At 63.4% G+C, this 1,843-nt stretch carries 2 protein-coding genes; one reads left to right on the top strand and one right to left on the bottom strand.

The genetic code is table 11. The features are described 5' to 3' along the window. Positions 1-101 precede the first annotated feature (101 nt). Entirely contained in the window at positions 102-851 is a 750-nt protein-coding gene (locus RGM2987_RS00200; RefSeq protein WP_245138105.1) for a helix-turn-helix domain-containing protein, read from the bottom strand. Between the two features lie 135 nt (positions 852-986). Between RGM2987_RS00200 and RGM2987_RS00195 the strand changes: the two genes are divergently transcribed. Next, positions 987-1,802, top strand: coding sequence for a UDP-2,3-diacylglucosamine diphosphatase (locus tag RGM2987_RS00195; RefSeq protein ID WP_245138104.1), 816 nt, complete (start codon positions 987-989; stop codon positions 1,800-1,802). The last annotated feature ends 41 nt before the right edge of the window (positions 1,803-1,843 follow it).

The following is a 1,843-nucleotide window of genomic DNA, read 5'->3' as shown; positions in this document are numbered from 1 at the left end:
CCCCCGCCCCGCTCCCACAGATCAGTCTTTCAGCAGATCATTATTTAAGCGCGAGAAAGGCAGCACTGTCTGTCGCAACCCTGGCGTTTTTTAGCGCCAGGCTAGCGCTGGCGCCGCAACTTGCCTGGCGAGGCGCCGAATTCGCGCAGCACCGCAGCGGCGAAGGCGCTCTGGGAGCTGTAGCCGACGCGCTGGGCGATCTCACCGATGGGCAGGTCCGAATCGCGCAGCATTCCCACGGCCTTGTGCAAGCGCCGGCTGCGAATGTAATCCATGGGCGTTTGCCCGCATTCGGCGACGAAGCGCGCGTGCAGGCGGGCGCTGGAGAGGCCCGCGACCTGCGCCAGATCGGCGACTTGCAGCGGGTAGGCCGCGTATTGGTCGATGTGCGCGTTGAGCGCGGCGTAAGGCAGGCGCCGCCCACCGATCGACGCCTGGCGAACACCGTTGAGCGTGGCCAACAGCAGCACGGCACCCTGTTGCGCGATGAGCGGGTCATCCACCGGACTGCTCGCCAACCAACTGACCAACTGGCTTTGACCGGCATCCAGAGCCAGACGGGCACCGTTGTCCAGCAGGCGGCGGCTCGCATCGGCATGCTCCCCCAGGGATTGCCCGATCCAGTCATCACCGGGCACGTCCAGCACCAGGCAACGACTGCCGCGGGGGCTGCCGCAGGCATGATGGGCGCCCGCCGGCACGACCACGAAGCTCTGCTGCACCACCTGGCTGCCGCGTCCATTGACCTCGAAATCCAGCGCCCCGGACAACCCGAACACCAACTGGGCGTGGTCATGGCTATGGACGATCAGGTCATGGCTGTAGTGGCGTAGCGTGAGGATAGGGCTCATCGCGGTCTCCCGTGTCAGGCCGCCAGCATACACCGCCAGTGCGATGTCCCGGGCTGTCATGTAACGGACTTGTGTTTGTCATGGGCCATTAACCGCGCAGGCGCACAGTGGGAAAAACGATCAGAGGGGTTGCCCATGACCAGCGCCGAGCTCGCCAGACCCAGCCGCAAGCAGCGTGTCCGCACCCTGTGGATTTCCGACGTGCACCTGGGCACCCGTGACTGCCAGGCCGAGCACTTGTCGCAGTTTTTAAAGGGCTATCAGGCCGACAAGATCTACCTGGTGGGTGACATCATCGACGGCTGGAAACTGCGCGGTGGGATGTATTGGCCCCAAGCCCACACCAATGTGATCCGCCGCCTGCTGACCATGAGCAAGCGTGGCACCGAGGTGATCTACGTCACCGGCAACCACGACGAATTCCTGCGGCGCTATTCGAAGCTGATCCTGGGCAACATCCAACTGGTGGACGAAGCGGTACACGTGACCGCCGATGGCCGGCACCTGCTGGTGATCCATGGTGACCAGTTCGACGTCATCACCCGCTACCACCGATGGCTGGCGTTCCTTGGCGATTCGGCCTACGAATTCACCCTCACGCTGAACCGCTGGCTCAACCATTGGCGCGCTCGCTATGGCTACGGCTACTGGTCGCTTTCGGCGTACCTCAAGCACAAGGTCAAGACGGCTGTCAGCTTCATCAGCGATTTCGAGGAAGCCATCGCCCACGAGTGCGTCAAGCGCGAACTTGATGGCGTGGTCTGCGGGCACATCCACCATGCCGAGATCCGCAAGGTGGGTGAGGTGGAGTACCTCAATTGCGGCGATTGGGTCGAGTCGTGCACGGCGCTGATCGAGCATTGGGATGGGGCGATCGAGTTGTATCGGTTGGCCGATGCCCAGGCGCGGGAGGCGCAGTTGAAGGCCTTGAAAGTCCCTGAACCGGCCTGACGCCTTTCCCAAGACCCACACAAAACCCGTGGCGTGGGAGC

The sequence above is a fragment of the Pseudomonas sp. RGM2987 genome, from assembly GCF_022952855.1.
Lineage (GTDB): Bacteria > Pseudomonadota > Gammaproteobacteria > Pseudomonadales > Pseudomonadaceae > Aquipseudomonas.
The sequence above is the reverse complement of the archived record's forward strand: the minus strand, read 5'-3'. Positions and strand labels throughout refer to the sequence as shown.